Genomic DNA, 16,637 nt, shown 5'->3' on the forward strand with positions numbered 1-16,637 from the left:
GGCGCGCATGGCCCCGAAGAGCAAGACCCTGCCCGCCGGAACGCTGGTCGCGCGGCGGTTCGTGGTCCGCTCGCTCGCCGGGCGCGGCGGCATGGGCGAGGTCTACCGGGCCGCAGATCAGGAGACGGGAGAAGAGGTCGCGCTGAAGCTCCTGCATGCAGACGCGACGTCGCTCGATACCGAGCGCTTCGCCCGGGAAGCGCGAATTCTGTCCGAGATCCGCCATCCGCGTGTCGTGTCGTACGTGGCGCACGGGCAGAGCGAGGACGGTCGGCATTTCCTGGCGATGCAATGGCTGGAAGGCGAGGACCTCGCAAAACGGCTGGCGCGCGGGCCGCTGTCGACACGTGAGGCGCTGCTCTTGCTCCGGCGCATCACCGAGGGGCTCGCCGCGCTGCACGCGCGCCGCGTCGTGCACCGGGATCTCAAACCGTCGAACGTGCTCCTGCGCGGAGGCGACATCGATCAGGCGACGATCGTGGACCTCGGGATCGCACGATCGATGGGCCCGGCGACGGGCATCACGGCGACGGGGCGATCGATCGGGACACCCGAATACATGTCGCCGGAGCAGGTGGGCAGCGAGCAGCCGATCGGGCCGGCGTCGGACATGTTCTCGCTCGGCTGCATCCTGTTCGAGTGCCTGGCCGGTCGCCCGCCGTTCGTCGCGCCAGACCCGGTGCTCGTGATGTCGAAGATCCTGAGCGAGGATCCGCCGGAGCTTTTGCCACTCCGGCCCGGGGTGCCGCCGCCGGTCGCGGCGCTCGTGCAGAGCCTTTTGCAGAAGGATCCGGACAGACGTCCGGCGAGCGCGTCGAGCCTGCTCGAGGAGCTGCCGGCCCTCCTGGAGATCGGCGCGCGGAGGGGCGCGTTTTCCCCGTCCGTCGCGCGGGACGTGCCGGAGCTCTTGAGCGTGCTCGTGCTGGCGCCGCCCGCGGGGACCTCGCGCGAGGAGCTCGCGCGGATCCTGCTGCGAAACGGGGCATTTTCGCACGGGTCGCGGCCGGAGGGGTGGTTCGTGACGGCGTTCGCGCGGTTCGGCGGGGACGCGACGGATCAAGCGGCGGCGGCCGCGCGCGCGGCGCTCGCGGCGAAGGCGGCCCTGCCGGAGGCGACGATCGCGATCGCGACGGGGCCGGGGTTCGTGTCGGGCGAGCAGCCGGTCGGGGAGGCCGTGGATCGCGCGGTGGAGGCGCTGCGCGAGGAGGACGCGCCGCGCGGGGTGGTGATCGTCGACGTGGTCACGGCGGGGCTCGTCGGAGGTCGCTTCGAGACGACACGCGAGGGCGGGCGGATCCTGCTCACGGGCGGCGGGACGGCGCGGGACGAGGCGCGGTCGCCGCTCGGAAAAACCATGCCGTTCGTGGGGCGCAAGCGCGAGCTCGACCTGCTTTTGCGGGCGTTCGAGGCGGCACGCGAGGAGCCGCAGCCTCGGGCGGTCGTGGTGGTGGCGCCAGCGGGCATGGGCAAGTCGCGGCTCTTGCAGGAGCTTCGCGCGAGGCTCGAGGCGCGCGAGGAGGACGTGCTGTTCCTCGTCGGTCGGAGCGAGCCGCACGGGGCGACGGCCTACGCGATGCTCGCGGACGCGCTGCGCGGGCACGGGCCGCGGGAGCTCTCGACGACGAGCGAGCGGCGAGCGATGACGGGCTTCGTGGACGGGCGGGTCGCGCGGGCGCAGATCGAGCGGACGTTCCTGGAGTATCTGCGCGGTGCCTGCGCCACGCGTCCGGTGGTGCTGGCGCTCGAGGACGTGCACCACGCCGACGCGCGGAGCGTGCGTCTCGTGGAACGCGCGCTCGCGGAGCTTTCAGACCAGCCGCTCTTCGTGCTGGCGCTGGCGCGGCCGGACGTGGAGGACGTCTACCCGCGGCTCTGGGGCGATCGAGCGGAGCGGATGGTGCTGTCGCCGCTGGTTCGTCGCGACGCGGAGGAGCTCGCGCGCGCGGCGCTCGGCCCGGAGGAGAGCGACGCCGTGGTGGAGCGGATCGCCACGCGCGCCGCAGGCAATCCGCTGTTCGTGGAGGAGCTCGCGCGCGCGGCGCGAGACGCGGGCGAGGAGGGGGAGCGGCCGGCGACGCTGCTCGCGATACTGCAAGCGAGGCTCGGTCGGCTCGGCCCGGACGCGCGGCGGGCGCTCGTCGCGGCGAGCATCTTCGGGACGCGGTTCTGGCGCGGAGGCGTGCTCGCGCTGATGGATCGGGAGGGGCACGGGGCCTTCGTGGATCAGGCGCTCGGGGCGCTCGTGCGCGCGGAGTTCTTGGAGAAGCAACGAACGAGCAGGCTCGCGGGGGACGTGGAGTACACCTTCCGGCACGTGCTCGTGCGCGAGGCGGCGTATGGGCTGCTCGGGGAGGAGGAGCTCGCGCTCGGGCACGCGCGGGCCGCGGCGTTCCTGGAGGCCGCGGGCGAGCACGAGGCAGATGTGCTCGCCGAGCACTGGCAACGCGGGGGCGATCCGGCGCGCGCGCGCGTGCTGCACGTGCGCGCGGCGCGCGAGGCATTCGAACGGAACGACCTCGCAGGGACCCGGGCGCACGCGGCGAAGGCCGAGGAGCTCGGCGCGGAGGGGGCCGAGCTCGGGCTCGTGCGCGGGATGGCGTGCTGCATCCTGTACTGGAACAAGGCCTGGGCCGAGGCGTGCTTGATGGGGATCGAGGCGCTGCCGCTCTTGCCGAAGGGCTCGACGTGGCATTGCCGGGTGCTCGGGCTCGTCTGCACGCTGACGGGGCTCGGGGTGTACGCGGAGGCGTTCCCGGCGTACCTCGACGAGCTGCTCGCGCTGACGCCGGATCTGGAGGCGCAAGGGGCCTACGCGGAGTGCCTCGGGCGGCTGCTTTGCCTGCTCGCGATGCGGCTCGATCGGGGCGAGTCGCACAAGGCGCTCCACCGAATGCGCGAGACGCTGGAGCGGGCGGGCGCGGTGGATCCGAGCGCGCACGGCTGGGCGCGGCTCGCGGCGTACGAGTACGGTCGGACCACGACGAACGAGCCGCTCGCGCTGCTCGAGATCATCGAGGACGCGACACGCGCCTTCGAGGCGGCGGGCGACGCGCGCATGCGGGCGCTTTGCATGGCGCGCGTCGGCGAGGCGCTCGGGGCGCTCGGGGCGCTCCACGAGGCCGAGGCGCAATTTGCAGAGGCGGAGGCCCAGGCGGCGGCGCTGGACGACGCGCTGACGAAGACCGGCGTGCGGATCCTCCGCGCGACGTTCCTGGCCGAGCAAACCACGAAGGAGGCGCTCGCGGAGGCGCGCGCGCTCGCGGAGGCGCTCGTGGCGGAGCCGGGGATCGGGCCGTTCGACGCGGGGATCGCGTGGGGGATCGCGGCGCGGATCTCGCTCGCGGAGGGGGACGCGGCGCGGGCGCTCGCCGAGGTGGATCGGGGGCTCGAGCTCGTCGATCGTATGGGCCTGCGGCGGCTGTCGCTCACCGCGACGCGGATGCGCGCGCTGTCGCGGGTCGGGCGGGTCGCGGAAGCAGAGGCGCTCGCGCGCGCGGCGCTCGCGGAGATGCGGGCGGCCGGTGGCCTCGGCGCGGGCGAGGTGGATCTGCGGATGGCGGCGGCCGAGGCGCTGCGCGCGGCGGGCGACGTCGACGCGTTCGAGGGGGAGCTCCGCGCGGCGCTGCGGCTGCTCGGGCGCGAGCTCGCGGACGTGCGGGATCCGGAAGGACAAACCCGCCTCTTGCACGACGTGCCGGCGAATGCGGAGGCCGCCCGGCTGGCGCGGGAGCAATTCGGCGAGAGCGCCGTGCTCACGCTCCTGGCGAGCTGATGCGCGAGACGGCGCAGGCGGCGTACCCGAGGACGACGGGCCCGTCCCGCGTGGCCGTGGGCGTGGGTGTCCAGCCACGCGCGAGGCGCGCTTCGAGCATCTCCGCCGCGGTCGGCTTGTGATCCCAGACGGCGACCGCCGTCAAGCCGCCCAGTCAGGTCGTGTCGTAGACGAGGTAAACGCCGGAAGGATGTTCGAGGACGACGTCGTGGTTGTATTCGTCTTGAACGACCACGTCCGCGATGAGCCGCTGCGGCGCGAACGAAAGCCCCCAGCGGACCACGTCTTCGAGGGTGCGTTGCGAAGAGACGAGCGCCTCGATCGCGCCGCGCGCGCCCGGATCCACGTCCGCCCGCCATTCGATGTCCATGACAGCGAGATCGTGACGCGTCCGGCCGCGCGGGGCAATGCTCGAACCTCACTGCACGTTCGTGTTCCGGATGCCGCCGCTGCCGCCCTCGCCGCCGCCGCCACCGCCGCCGCCGCCCACCGGTTGGCGCCCGATGACCGGGCCGTCGTCAACGGACACGCCGCCGCGGCCGCGGATCGTCGGCAGGATGATCGGGAGGAAGCCCTGCGTCGCCTGGAGGACGGTGGCATCCCCCGCCGGCCCGTAGTTTTCGATGACGACGTTCTGGCCGGTGAGGATCATGCCGAGCGTCGAGAAAAGGGCGCGCCCCGAGTCGAAATCGTCCCGGCCATTGCCGGGCACCTCTTTGAGATCGATCTCGTGGATCGTCCGCACCGCGCCGTCCGCGTTCAGGAACTCCTGACTGAAGCTCGGACAGGGCGCGGCGACGCAGACGACGCCGTTGTGCCAGACGCGGTGGAACCCGCCCCGGAGATCGGCAGTTTCGAGGGCGACCCAGGCAAACCGGAGCGAGAGCGAGCCGAGGCCGCTCTGGCCGGGGAAGAGATCGCCGAACAGAATGGCGCGCGTCGATTCCCGCTGCACGCCGATGGCCTCGCGGATCGTGCCCTCGACGCCGGCGAGCTGGAGGATGCTGGAGAACTGGATATCGGCGACGTAACATTCGGCGGCGCTGGTGCCGTCGGCGCAGACCGTCTTCTCCTGATTGACGGCGGAGACGAAGAAGCCACCGCAACTGGGATACGCGCAGCGGCGAAGATCCCGACGGGCGATGTAATACGTCGCGAAGGAGATATCGGCCTCGTGCTCCGCGGTGGCCTCCGGCGCCTCGAAGACGTCGGAGCCGAGACATCCTGCAAAAATCGGCACGATCGCAAGAGACGCGACGACAAGGGTGCGGTGGGGTGACACGGAGACCTCCTGCCATCCGCTCCCCAGCAAGCCGGGTGCCGCCGTACGGTCGCGAGAAAAGCGGCCGGGCTAGTATTTCTGGAGAAAGGCGCGCAGGCTCGGTTCGAGTTTCTGCCTTTGCGCGACGCAAAGCGAGATCGACTCGAGGGACTGCGCGAGCGCCCGCGGCGCGCCGACGATCTCGGAGACGCGGCCCTCGAAGACGCGCGCGACGGCGGCGCGGTTCGTTTCATCGCACGAGCCCTGAAACACGAGGGGGAGGTAGCCGAGCGCCTCACTCGGCATGCGCGAGACGAGGGCGCTCCAGTTCTTTTCGACGTACCCGAGGGATCGATCGAGCATTCGCTCGTCCTGGCCGAGGAGCCACACGGCGTCCCGCGGATCGAAGCCGCCGTCGAGGACGAGCGCGAGCGATTCGTCGACGAGGGCGCGATCGCGGAAGCTCGTGAGCGCCCCGAGGAAGGCGCCGCGGCGGCGCTCGTCACGCTCTTTCTTGGCAGCCTCGCGCAATCGATCGAAGAGCGCGCGGTCGCCGCCGTGACGCGCCGCGAGCGTGAGCGCGGGGCCGGCGACGTCGAGCGGTGCGGCATTCGGGTCGTCGAGGAAACGCGCGGCGAGGGCGCGAAGCTCGGCGAGCAAGGCCGGATCCTCGCCGCGATCGGCGACGAGCGAGACGAGGAGGGGTCGGAGGAAGGTGATGGCCTCGTCCTCGCCGGGCTTCGGGAGGACGCCGAGGGCGCGGGCGCGCTTGCCGAAGGTGCGCGTGATGAACGCGGCAAAGCGCGGGCGTAGGTCGGAAGGGACGTGCATGTCGCGGACGCGGGCGACGAGCGTGGCCGCGCCACGCTCGAGGAGAGGGTCCGGCTCGGCGACGACGTTGGGGACGAGGGAAAGGACGTCGCCTGGGACGAGGGCGCCGCTCTCGACGAGGGCCGAGGCATCCTCGAGGAGCGCGAGGCGCTCGGGCAAGCCGAGGAATGTTCCCGGCTTGCCGAGGAGACGCGCGAGGGCGTCCTTGCCGAGATCGACGCGGTAATAACCGACGCCGGCGTCTTTCAGGACAAACGCCGCGGGGCACGATTTCGCTTTTTCGAGCGGGAGCTCGGCCGTCTTCGTGGTGAGGAGCGTGCAGGCGCGCGCGTCGGGGCCGCTTCCGTAACGGAGACAAACCGGGATCTGCCAGGTCGATTCGGCCGCGCCGGCGGATCCGGCCGGGAGCCAGCGCGATTGCGAGAGTTTTACGTGCGGGGGTTTGCCCTTCTCGCACGAAAGCTCGGCCTTGACGAGCGGGACGCCGGGCTGGTCGAGGAACGTGGCGAACGCGGGGCCAATCTCGGGGCTGGTCTCGGCCGAGAGCGCGCTCAGGAAGTCGGCCGCTTTCGCATTGCCGTGGGCGTGTTCGTCGAGGTAACGGCGGACGCCGCGCTGGAACTTCTCCGGGCCGACGTAGGCCTCGAACATGCGAAGGACGGCCGCGCCTTTCTGGTAGGTGATGCTGTCGAAGGCATTGGCGATGTCGTCCTGGGTGCGGATCTCCTGCCGGATTTTGCGCGCGCTGAGCAGGCCGTCCTCGCCCATGGCATACGAGGCCGAGGCGACGCGGCGGGTGTCCTCGCGCCAGGCGGGGGAGAAGCGCTCGACGATTTTGCTGCCCATCCAGGTGGCGAAGGCCTCGTTGAGCCAGATGTCCTCCCAGAAGTCCATGGTGACGAGGTTGCCGAACCATTGATGGGCGAGCTCGTGGGCCATGGTCGCGGTGAATCCACGCCGGAACATCGGCGTCTCGTCGGCGGGCGCGGCGAGCGAGCCGCGGGCGCCATACGTGACGAGCCCGGGGTTTTCCATGGCGCCGAACGAGGAGACGCGAGGAATGGTGACGACGTCGAGCTTTTCGTAGGGATAGGCCGTCCCGAGATACTCTTCGAGCATTCCGAGCAGCGGCGGCGTGGTCTTCGCCGCGAACGAGGCTTTGCCGGCAGCGCCGCGCGGGACGGCGATGCGGACCGGGACCTTGTTTTTCCCGGCCGTACCCGCGTCCACGATCTCGAAAGGCCCGACCGCGAAGGCGATGAGGTAACTCGGCACGGGCGGCGTGGGCGCGAAGCGGACGAGCTTCATGCCGCCCGGCTCCTTGGTCTCGCCGAGGGCGGGCGTATTCGAGAGGGCGACGTCGGCTTCGCGGACGCGCAACGAAATTTGCCAGGGGACTTTCACGCCGGGGTCGTCGATGCAAGGAAAGACGCGGCGTGCGGCGGTGGCCTCGAAATGGGAGAAGATGTACGAGGCGCCGTCGGCCTCCTCGCGGAAAGCGCCGTGATCGTCGAGCGAAGATACCGCGCCGCGATATTTCACGATGAGGCGCGCCGAGCCGGGCGGCGCCGGGGCGTCGAGCGCGAATCCGACGAGGTCGCCTTCCGTGGGCACGACGCGGAGCGGGAGGTGCTTGGCCGCGGCCTCGATGCGAGCCTCCTCGACGGTGAGATGCTCGGCGTGGAGCCAGATGACGCGCGTGGGCTCGGCGAGGCTGAGGTCGATGGTGATCTCGCCGCGGAGGACGTCGTCGCCGGGGACGAGCGTGAGCGTCGCGGCATAACGAAGCGGATGCACGGCGCGCGGGAGGCGCAGGCCAGTGGGAGGCGCGGGGAGGTCGGGCGCGGGCGCGGCGGCCGTGGGTTTTTCGGCGGCGGTGGGAGCCGGGGGCGGCGCGGGCGGCGGCGCGGCGGAGCAAGCGACGGTCGTGGCGAGGAGCGCGAGGAGCGAGCGAGGGGATTTCATCATTCGGCTCGGAGGGCGGGAGGAAAGCGCGCGCATGGTGGCACGAGGCGCGCCCGAGATCACGATGGTTCGGCGCTCCGCGGCGGCCGCCACGCCCCGCCATGGCGGCGTCACCCCGGAGGCGGCATTTTCATGCACGAAAGCGGGGCTTTTTCCTGGCACGTCGTTCGCCACGGGGATGCGGCATGCAGCCCAGGAAGCGGAAAGGCGAGGCGGGGCTCGACGACGATGTCGATCTCGTGCTCCGCCACGTATCCCGGCAATTCCCTCGCGAGGTGGCGCGCGCGCTCTGCGACGCGGACGAGACCGTCGAGCCCCTCGGATGGGTGGAGACGCAGGTGACCGGGCGTCAGCGGAGGCTCGATCGCGCGCTCTCCGTGAGAGTCGGCGACGAGCGGCGGCTGCTCCACGCGGAGTGGACGCTCACGATGAACGAGGAAATCGCGTTCCGCGTGTTCGAATATCACAACCTCACGGCGCTCGCCGCGGCCGACGAGGCGCGCGGAGGCCGAGGCAAGCCGCTGCCGATCGAGAGCGTGGTGATCGTCCTGTCCGGTCGGGAAGAACCGTGGCCCGCGCACGCCGCGTACCGGACGTCCCCGGCGAGGGCCCCGTTTTGCGGGGTGCATTTCCGGATCGAGCCCGTCTACCAGCGCACCGTGGCCGAGCTCGAGGCCCGCGGGAGTGCGTTCTGGATGATCTTCACGCCCCTCGCCGTCGACGCGGACGCGCGCAATCTGGAGGCGGTGATGGAGGCCCTGCGTGCCCGGACGAACGAACGCGACTTCGCGGAGCTCGGGGCGGCGATGGTCGCGCTGGCGGATGCGGACAAGAGGGAGCGGGGGCTCGCGGATGTGGTACACTCCTGTTTGTCGCGGGAGATCGTCATGCAAAACCGGATCTTCAGGGAAGGGAAAGCGATGGGGATCGAGGAGGGGTTTGTCCAGGGCCAGCTCGCGGTGCTCGCGCGCCAGGTCGAAAGGCGGCTCCGGCGCCCGCTCCGCGCAGACGAGCAGGCGCAGCTCGCCGAGCATCTGCGAGTGGATGGTCCGGACGTCGTGGCCGATGCCATCTTCGACCCCGAAAGCCGAGAGCGCTGGCGCTCGCTCCTTTCGCCGCGAACGCCGACGCAATGAGAGCCCCATTCTCGGGCGCGCCCGAGGAGCCACCGGTCCGTGGTATACCCGGGCCATGCAAAAACGACGGGTGTTCTCGGGCGCGGAGTGGGAAGCGCGCGTGGGGTATTGCCGGGCCGTGGCCGTCGGCCCGCACGTGTACGTGGGCGGGACGGCGCCCGTCGCGGTAGGCGGAGGGACACACGCCGAGGGAGACGCATATGCCCAGGCGATCCGCTGCTTCGAGATCATCGAGGCCGCGCTGCGGGAATTGGGCGGGTCCCTCGCGGATGTCGTGCGCACGCGGATGTACGTGACCAACATCGAGCGCTGGCCCGAGATCGGGCGCGCGCACCAGGAGAAGGTCGGCGCCCACGCGCCCGCCGCGACGATGGTCGAGGTGCGGCGGCTCATCGCGCCGGACATGCTCGTGGAGATCGAGGTCGACGCTTACGTCGAGGGAGCCGCCTGAGCGCGGCGAGCGCGCCCCGGGCTCATTGCTCGAGCACGAGGATCGATTTGTCGTAATAGGACGCGACGACGGCGCGGGAGCTGTCGCGCGTGACGTCCACGGCGCAGACGCCCGGGCCCGTCGGAATCGTGGCGACGATGCGGAGCGGTTCGCCGGCGATGACGGCGACGCCGCTGCCCTTGGGGGGCCGCTCGGTTCCGCCGAGCGCGACGAAGAGCGTGCGCCCATCCGGCGAGGCCGCGCCTGCGCAAGGCGCACCGTCGAGCATGAGCGTGCTCGTGACCTTCATCGTGGCAAGGTCGACGACCGTCACCGTGCGCGCCTTGCTGTCGAGCGTGACGCCGAGGCGGTCGTCGTTCAGGAGGAAGCCCTGCTCCGGGCTCAAGCCCACGGCCGTCGACTTGACCTGCGTGGTCGCGGCGATGTCGAGGAGGACGGCCTTGTTCGAGACGCGGTCCGGGAAGAAGAGCGAGCCTCCATCCCGGGAAACCACGCCGGCGCGTGGCTCGCGACCAATGAAGATGCTGCGGCGGGTCGCGCCGAAGGGCTCCTCGCTCGGGTCGAAGAGGTCGATCCACGCGCCCGCGGCGCGGCCGCCGTGCGAGAGCGCGCCCATCGCCCCGATGTACGGGCGGTTCTCGGCGCGGACGAGGAAGAGCTGGCCCGTCGCGTGCGGCAAGGTGATGTCCGCGAGGCGCACGCCCGTCGGCAGGTCGAAGCGCGCGACGCGCTTGCCGTCGATGGTCGAGGCCACGACGCTGCGGCCGTCCGGCATCGGGACGATCTCGCCCGGGCTCTTGCCGACGTCGAGCAGCACCGGATCCCGATCCCACGCCGACGTGTCCATCACCGGGATCCGCGCCGCGTCCTCGTGACGGAGGACCGCGACGTACCGGTCGAACAGCATCCGGATCTCGTCGCCCTGCGCGGGCATCGAGGCCTTGTGCACGAGCTCGCCCGTCTTCAGCTTGTACTCGCGCAGCGTGGCGTCGTCGGCGCTGACGTAGACGCTCGTGCCCTTCGGGTGGAAGACGACGTCGAGCGGGTGCGCGTCGCCGAGGCGGATCTCGCGGGTCTTCCAGCGTTTCTGCGGGTCGGCCGGCGTGGGCTCGGGCTCGGCCTCGATCTCGGGGCCGATCGATCCAGGGCGCGGCGCGCCCGCGGCGCTGCTGGATCCCGATGGATCGAGGTTCGTCAGCGGCGGCGCCTCGCCCACGGGGGATTCGCGGCCGCCCACGACGACGGCGAAGATCGTGCCGGCAAGCGCGATGCCGCCGAGGATCACGCGTGGCACGCGCGGCTGCGCTTCGGGGACGAGCCACGCCTTGCACGCGCGGCACTTGCGCGCGCCGAAGACGATCGGCGCTTTGCAGGCAGGGCACGGGACGCGCTGCTGGCTCATCGCACCACCCACGCGACCTTGGCCCAGTCCGAGAAGACGAGCGCCATGCGGCCGTCCGGCGTCAGCCGCACGCGCTTCGGCTCGCCCGAGAGCGGAAGGAGCTTCACCGCGTAGGACTCGAGATCCACGAGCGCGAGCGAGCCCGCGCCGTCACCGGTGAGCGTCACGAGCGCCTGCTCGCCGTCGGGCGTGACCACGAGATCGGTCGCGCGTCCGTTGAACGGGATGTGCCGCGCGAGCTCGCCCTTCGCGAGATCAAAGACCTCGAGCGCGCGTCCCTCGTGGCAACGCACGAGCGCGCGGCGTCCGCGACGCACGAGCTCGATCTGCTCGGGCTCGTCGCAGGTCTGGATCCGCTCGCGACGGCGCACCGCGCCCGACGGCAACCATTCGAGCGGCACGAGCGCGTCCTCGGCGCGGAGGACGACGTAACTCGCGCTGCCATCGGGCGTCATGAGCACGCTGACGGGGTTGCCCAGCATCGACGTGCGCACGCGATCCTGCTGCGACGCGAGCCGGCTCGGATCGAACGCGTACACGGCACCGCCCGCGGGATCTCGCAGGCCCGGCAGCGGGACCTGTCCCGTCGTGCCGAGCGCGCGCGTGCCGGTGTCGTCGACGCCCATCGGCCCGACGGGATCGTCGCCGAAATGGATGCGGTCGATCTCGGCGTGGTACTCCGTCGCCAGGATCGCGACCGCGTGCGCCGAGGGGAGCGACACGAGCGCGCGCCGGCCGTTCGCACCGACCGACACCTGCCCGACCATCGCGCCGAGATCGATCGTCTTCTGCAGGCCCATCGTGGCCGCGTCGACGACGTAGAGCCTTTGCGGCGAGGTCGCGTAGAGGTGCTCGCCGACGCGGTAGAGGCCTTTGATCTGCGGCGCATCGCTGACGAGCGTGAGCAGCGCGCCCGTGCGCGCGTCGTGCACCTCGATGCCCGTGAGCAGCGCGAGCGCGAAGCGATCCGCGTCGAGCGGCATGGCGTCGGAGACGTCCTTCGGCAGGGCGAACGGGCCCGTCACGAGGGGTTGGTCGCCGAGGTGTCCGACATCGTTCGGCTTTTGCCAGACGCACTGGCCGACCTGGCAGGCCTCGCCGTGCCAGCAGGGCGAGGTGCAGGTCGGCGTGACGGCGCTCGGCGAGCGCGAGGCGGCGCGCGGCGGGAGGAAGCGGCCCGGGGCGAGGCTGCGCAGGGCGATGCCTGTCGCGAGCACGCCGGCCATCGCGAGGCCCGTGACGAGTGGACGCCAGTGCAGCGACAGCCAGCTCGGCGCCTTGACCGTGGTCGCGCCGGCCTTGAGGCTCTTGCTGCCCGCGAGGGGCTCGTCGCACTCCGGGCAGAGCTCGAGGCCGGGAGCCACGGACTCCAGGCACGTCGGGCACCGCAGCCGCTTCTTGCCGGCGTCGCGGACGGAGACCGGCGCGCTGGTCTTGGCGGGGGTCGGGGGAGGCGGTACGGCGTCGTGCACGTTCGGCCGGTGAATACCCCGACCGCGGTCCGGCGTCGAGGGGGGCCAAGCCGATCCGCCCGTGGCGGTGCCGAGGTTTGGGGCGAAGGCCACCGTGAGGCGAGCCGAAGCCCCATCGTGGACGTAAGATGCCCGTCGTGAACCTGCGACCCCTCTCCCCGCTCCTGCTCGTCTCGGCGCTCTTCGCGAGCGCGTGTGGCGGGAGCCAGCACGCGGACAACGGCGGCGCCCACGAGATCCGGCGGCCGAAGGAAATGGAGGATCTCGTGCCGCGTGAGCGCGAGATCGTCGAACGGCTGCTCGACGAGCAGATCGCGCCCTGTCCCGACCAGGCCGTGCCGCTCTCCACCTGCCTCGACGAGAAGCGCTCTTGCAAGGCCTGCGAGCCCGCCGCGCGTTTCCTCACGGAGCGCGTGAAAGCCGGCCTCGGCCGCGCCGACGCCGCGCACGCCTACGAGATCCGCTTCGGGAGCAAGGTGACCACGGTCGACGTCGCCGACTCGCCGACGAGGGGCGCCGCGAACGCGCCGGTCACGATCATGGTCTGGTCGGACTTCGAGTGCCCGGCGTGCCGGAGGATCGTGCCGATCGTCGAGCGCATCGCCGCGACACACGAGAACGACGTGCGCCTCGTGCACAAGTTCTACCCGCTGCCGCGGCACACCCACGCGGAGGTCGCGGCCCGCGCCGCGTACGCCGCGCAGAAGCAGGGGCGCTACTGGGAGATGGAGCACGAGCTCTTCGAGAACCAGGACAAACTCAGCGACGCCACGATCGGCGAGATCGCCGAGGAGCTCGGGCTCGACATGGGCAAGCTGCGCGCGGACATGCAATCCGAAGCGGCGGCGAAGACGATCGAGCGCGACAAGGCCGACGCGGATCGCGCGGGCCTCATGGGCACGCCCTTCATCCTGATCAACGGGCGCGAGTTCGACCTCGGCCTCTTCAAGCCCGAGCCCGACCTCGACGCGTGGGTCTCGATGGAGATCGAGCTCGCCCGCGGGCGCTAGCGGTTCATGCCCGCGACGATGATCGCGGCGATCCACACGAGGAGCGCGGAGCCGGCGAGGATCAAGGTCGCGAGGTCGTCGCGCCAGCGCACGCGCAGCGGCACGAGGTCCTTCTCGGGCAACGTGACCGTCTTGACGAGCGCGTGGATCGGCAGCCCGCCCGGCCGCATGCCCTGAGGCATCGAGGCCGGGTAGAGGCCCATGCTCTGGAACCGCGCAACACCCGCGCGTTGCCGATCACCGACGCCGGGCACCGCGCTGCCGATCGCCATCGCGCGGAACCACGGCACACGCTCGTACGCGTTCGGCATCGCGAGCACGCCGAACATGACGCGCAGCCGGTCGAGCAGCTCGCGCACCTCCACGAGGTGCTGATAGGCGCGGATGCGCGTGTCGACGTGCTCCTCGCCCGAGAGCTTGGCGAAGCAGAACATCTCGAAGCGCGCGGCGAGCCCGTCGATCTCCTCGCGGATCTTCGGAAGCGCGTCCTGCGGCGCGACCTCCTGGTGCAGCGTGAAGCCCCACGGATCCTCGCGCTTGCGCTCGGGCGTCCACTGGAACACGTCGGCGAAGCCCCAGACCGTGTCGAAGCGCGTGAGGATCACGTACGTGGGCACGTCGCCGCCGAGGTGCCGGCCGATCTCGACGAGCACGTCGCGGTAGTTCTTCGCGTACGCCTGCACGCCGGCCTCGTCGAGGTCGGCGAAGGCCGCGACGTTGAGCACGAGGATACACGCGTCGAGCGGCTCGCGCGGGCGCTTGCGCAAGAGCTCCTCGCAGAGCGCCTGCAGCAGCGCCGGATCGCGGCGCGGGCCCATCACGTGGCCCTCGGGCTCGATGAACGCGCACTCGTCGGCCATCCAGTACGTGCAGAACGGCGTCGACGACGCGGGCGGCAAGGGGCCGTCGCCGCCGGACCACGTGAGGAACTGCGAGCGGATCGCCGTCGATCGCCCCGTCCCGGGATCCCCGACGACGAGGTAGATCGGCACCTGGTACGGCGGCTTCTTCCCCGGGTGCTTCTGCGCGATCGCGGCGAGCAGCGCGTCGATCTCTTGCGTGAACGGGCCGATCTCGTTCGCCATCACTTGCCCCCGAAGGCAGAGACGAGGATCAGGACGAGGCCCACGACCACGAAGAAGATCCCGATCCCGCGGCCCATCCAAAGCGATTTCCACCAGGGCGTCTGGTGGTCGATCGGGCGCACCGTCTCCTCGCGCACGGGCCGGAGCGCGCCCGCGTGCCAGTCGCGATCCGGATCCACGCCGAGGATCCGCGCCACGTCGATCCGCGTCTGCGTCGCGCCGTACTGCACCTGCCCGGGCAAACCGAACCTGCCGAGGAAGCCGAGGCCGAGCACCACGTAGTACGTGGCGAGCACGCTCTTCGGACCTTCCTTCACGCGCTCGAGGCGCTGGTAGAACTCGACGCCCGCGTTCGTCGTGTACCAGCGTGTGGCCTGCAGAGAGTATTGCGACCACAACGGACGCAGGTCCGGGAGGCTCATCGCGATCTCGTCGATGATCGCGGCGATGGCGAACTGACCATCGTCGGCGGAGACGACGGGCAGCTCGTCGCTCGCCTTCGAGCTCTTGAGCTCGTTCATCAAGGAGTTTGCTTGCTGGAGCAAGTGTTCCGCGGGCGGGCGCCTCGGGGACTGGCGCACCGCGCAGATCCAGAGGAGCAGCTCCTCGCCATACACGCCGATCGAACGTTCCACGCGGCCGCGGAGCATAACGCGAGTCGTGCCCCGGGGAGGAAGACTTCTGTCACGTGCTTCCGCGATCGGACCCTGTGCGGCGGCGCGCATCACGGTATGCTGCCAGCCCTCTGCCGAAGGAGCGTTCGCATGTCCGAGATTCAGAGCGTGATGGCCCGTGAGATCCTCGATTCCCGTGGCAACCCCACCGTGGAGGTCGAGGTCAGGACGACCAGCGGCGTGGGGCGCGCCGCGGTCCCGAGCGGAGCCTCCACCGGCGCCTACGAGGCCGTCGAGCTGCGCGACGGCGACAAGAAGCGGTACCTGGGCAAGGGTGTCTCGAAGGCGGTCCGCAACGTGGAGACCGTCCTCGGCCCCGCCGTCGTGGGCATGGACGCCCTCGATCAGTCCGCCGTCGACACGGTCCTCATCGACGCCGACGGCTCGCCGAACAAGGGCAAGCTCGGCGCGAACGCGATCCTCGGCGTCTCGATGGCCGTGGCGCGCGCCGCGGCCGACTCCGTGGATCTGCCGCTCTGGCGATACCTCGGCGGCGCCGCCGCGCGTGTCCTGCCGACGCCGCTCATGAACATCCTGAACGGCGGCGTACACGCCGACAACGGCCTCGAAGTGCAGGAGTTCATGATCGTTCCGTTCGGCGCGCCGTCGTTCGACGAAGCGCTGCGCATGGGCGTCGAGGTCTTCCACACGCTGAAAGGCATCCTGAAGAAGGCCGGCCACGTGACGGCCGTGGGTGACGAGGGAGGCTTCGCGCCGCGGCTCGCCACGAACGAGTCGGCGCTGCAGGAGGTCATGCGCGCGATCGAGGCCGCCGGCTACAAGCCCGGCGAGGACATCGGCCTCGCGCTCGACGCGGCGATGAGCGAGTTCTTCGACGCGGACAAGGGCGTCTACACCTTCGACAAGGGGCCGAAGACGCCCGAGGAGCTCGTCGCGATCTACGAGGATCTCTCGAAGCGCTACCCGATCGTCTCGATCGAGGACGGCTGCGCGGAGAACGACGACAAGGGCTGGAAGCTCATCTCGGAGCGGCTCGGCAAGAAGGTGCAGCTCGTCGGCGACGACCTCTTCGTCACGAACCCCGAGCGCCTCGCGCGCGGCATGTCCGAAGGGATCGCGAACGCCATCCTGATCAAGCTGAACCAGATCGGCACGGTCACCGAGACGCTCGACTGCATCCGCACCGCCGGCGAGGGCGGCTATCGGTCGATCATCTCGCACCGCTCCGGCGAGACGGAGGACACGTTCATCGCCGATCTCGCGGTCGCCACGAACGCGGGGCAGATCAAGACGGGCTCGTCCTCCCGCTCGGATCGCGTGGCCAAGTACAACCAGCTCCTGCGCATCGGCTTCGAGCTCGGCGAGGGGCAGATCTTCGCGGGCCGGAAGCCCTTCAAGCGCTGAAGGCGCGCACAAAAACGAAGCGCCCCGAAGCCTCGGCTCCGGGGCGCTTTCTTTCGGGCCGGCTCTCGCCGGGCCCTCACGTCTTACCAGCGATCGCCGCGATCCCCACGACCGCCGCGATCCCGGCCGCCGCCGCCGCCGCGACCGCCGCGCCGGTCGCCGCCACGACCGCCGCCGCCACCGCCGCGACCGCCGCCGCCACCACCGCCGCCG

At 71.0% G+C, this 16,637-nt stretch carries 13 protein-coding genes; 5 read left to right on the forward strand and 8 right to left on the reverse strand.

All coding sequences use genetic code 11. From position 1 onward, the window contains the following. The first annotated feature begins 7 nt into the window (after positions 1–7). A complete protein-coding gene (locus tag QHF84_RS33615; protein WP_281317590.1) occupies positions 8–3,772 on the forward strand; it encodes a serine/threonine-protein kinase in 3,765 nt (1,254 codons plus the stop codon). On the opposite strand, the gene QHF84_RS33620 is transcribed toward QHF84_RS33615, so the two are convergent. The 4 genes from QHF84_RS33620 to QHF84_RS33635 all read right to left on the reverse strand — a co-directional run bounded on the left by QHF84_RS33620 (position 3,753) and on the right by QHF84_RS33635 (position 7,832). Continuing rightward, positions 3,753–3,917 carry a hypothetical protein gene (locus QHF84_RS33620; protein WP_281317591.1) on the reverse strand — a complete coding sequence of 55 codons (165 nt, stop codon included), beginning with the start codon at positions 3,915–3,917 and terminating at the stop codon, positions 3,753–3,755. The two genes, QHF84_RS33615 and QHF84_RS33620, sit on opposite strands and share 20 nt — an antisense overlap. A 9-nt stretch (positions 3,918–3,926) precedes the next feature. Further along, positions 3,927–4,142: a hypothetical protein gene (locus QHF84_RS33625; protein WP_281317592.1), complete on the reverse strand. Its 216-nt coding sequence runs from the start codon at positions 4,140–4,142 to the stop codon at positions 3,927–3,929. Positions 4,143–4,190: 48 nt separating this feature from the next. Next, positions 4,191–5,012, reverse strand: a complete 822-nt coding sequence (locus QHF84_RS33630; RefSeq protein WP_281317593.1) for a DUF6748 domain-containing protein — start codon at positions 5,010–5,012, stop codon at positions 4,191–4,193. Between the two features lie 111 nt (positions 5,013–5,123). Beyond that, the gene (locus tag QHF84_RS33635) at positions 5,124–7,832 is read right to left on the reverse strand and encodes a M1 family metallopeptidase (protein ID WP_281317594.1); all 2,709 of its coding nucleotides are present in this window, start codon (positions 7,830–7,832) and stop codon (positions 5,124–5,126) included. Between the two features lie 182 nt (positions 7,833–8,014). Here QHF84_RS33635 and QHF84_RS33640 point away from each other — a divergent pair, with 182 nt between their 5' ends. Both QHF84_RS33640 and QHF84_RS33645 read left to right on the forward strand, forming a co-directional pair. Further along, on the forward strand, positions 8,015–8,965 hold the full coding sequence (locus tag QHF84_RS33640) for a hypothetical protein (RefSeq protein ID WP_281317595.1): 951 nt from the start codon (positions 8,015–8,017) through the stop codon (positions 8,963–8,965). 55 nt (positions 8,966–9,020) lie between these two features. Further along, positions 9,021–9,416, forward strand: coding sequence for a RidA family protein (locus QHF84_RS33645; protein ID WP_281317596.1), 396 nt, complete (start codon positions 9,021–9,023; stop codon positions 9,414–9,416). A gap of 22 nt (positions 9,417–9,438) precedes the next feature. Here QHF84_RS33645 and QHF84_RS33650 read toward each other — a convergent pair whose 3' ends face one another. Together QHF84_RS33650 and QHF84_RS33655 are read right to left on the reverse strand one after the other, a co-directional pair. Continuing rightward, positions 9,439–10,818, reverse strand: coding sequence for a hypothetical protein (locus QHF84_RS33650; protein ID WP_281317597.1), 1,380 nt, complete (start codon positions 10,816–10,818; stop codon positions 9,439–9,441). Then, complete coding sequence (locus QHF84_RS33655; RefSeq protein ID WP_281317598.1) at positions 10,815–12,290, reverse strand: hypothetical protein; 1,476 nt, start codon at positions 12,288–12,290, stop codon at positions 10,815–10,817. The genes QHF84_RS33650 and QHF84_RS33655 overlap by 4 nt, the downstream gene beginning before the upstream one ends. A 137-nt stretch (positions 12,291–12,427) precedes the next feature. On the opposite strand from QHF84_RS33655, the gene QHF84_RS33660 reads away from it, so the two are divergent. Next, entirely contained in the window at positions 12,428–13,300 is an 873-nt protein-coding gene (locus QHF84_RS33660) for a thioredoxin domain-containing protein (RefSeq protein ID WP_281317599.1), read from the forward strand. Here the strand turns inward: QHF84_RS33660 and QHF84_RS33665 are convergent. Continuing rightward, entirely contained in the window at positions 13,297–14,385 is a 1,089-nt protein-coding gene (locus QHF84_RS33665) for a type VI secretion system protein (RefSeq protein ID WP_281317600.1), read from the reverse strand. The genes QHF84_RS33660 and QHF84_RS33665 overlap by 4 nt on opposite strands. Further along, positions 14,385–15,020 carry a DotU family type IV/VI secretion system protein gene (locus tag QHF84_RS33670; protein WP_281317601.1) on the reverse strand — a complete coding sequence of 212 codons (636 nt, stop codon included), beginning with the start codon at positions 15,018–15,020 and terminating at the stop codon, positions 14,385–14,387. Before QHF84_RS33670 ends, QHF84_RS33665 begins: the two co-directional genes overlap by 1 nt. 129 nt (positions 15,021–15,149) lie before the next feature. On the opposite strand from QHF84_RS33670, the gene eno reads away from it, so the two are divergent. Beyond that, on the forward strand, positions 15,150–16,424 hold the full coding sequence (gene eno, locus QHF84_RS33675; protein WP_281317602.1) for a phosphopyruvate hydratase: 1,275 nt from the start codon (positions 15,150–15,152) through the stop codon (positions 16,422–16,424). Positions 16,425–16,637: the final 213 nt, after the last annotated feature.

The organism is Polyangium sp. y55x31 (assembly GCF_029946505.1).
GTDB lineage: Bacteria > Myxococcota_A > Polyangia > Polyangiales > Polyangiaceae > Polyangium.